At 55.2% G+C, this 442-nt stretch carries 1 protein-coding gene; it reads right to left on the bottom strand.

Going from position 1 to position 442, the window contains the following annotated elements; translation table 11 throughout:
* Positions 1–344: 344 nt before the first annotated feature.
* The coding region (locus RGM3321_RS00115; RefSeq protein WP_244390993.1) for an IS3 family transposase at positions 345–442 on the bottom strand (98 nt) is incomplete at its 5' end.

The raw sequence follows: 442 nt of genomic DNA, 5'->3' as shown, positions 1-442 counted from the left end.
CAACGATGAGCTTGCAGACATCAAGCTTGAAGGCTGCATCGAATTTTCTGTATTTCTTGGTCATGGTGACTCCTCAATGGATATAGTTTCACCCATTAAGGTGTCCGGGGTCATTAGACCAGCTCAAAGCCAAGCGCCGCCCGGTGCGCTCCTACGCCCTCTCATTCCCACAGGGAGTACACATTGCCCTCGTAGGAGCGAACTTGTTCGCGAAGAGGCCGGCATGATCGCCGAAAATGCCTCGTCTGAAACACCGTCGTCGCGAACAAGCCAAGCGTCGCCCGGTGCGCTCCTGCGCCTTCTCATTCCCACAGGGTGGACTGCCCCCCGAAAGTTGGACAGTTTTAGCGCGCCGCCTGAGCCCTGTATTTTACGGGGCTCAAGCCGTTTAGCTTCAGCTTGATGCGGTCATTGTTGTAGTAGCGGATGTACTCATCCAGAC

The sequence above is a fragment of the Pseudomonas sp. RGM 3321 genome (assembly GCF_022836805.1).
In the GTDB taxonomy this organism is placed as follows: Bacteria; Pseudomonadota; Gammaproteobacteria; order Pseudomonadales; family Pseudomonadaceae; genus Aquipseudomonas.
The sequence above is the reverse complement of the archived record's forward strand: the minus strand, read 5'-3'. Positions and strand labels throughout refer to the sequence as shown.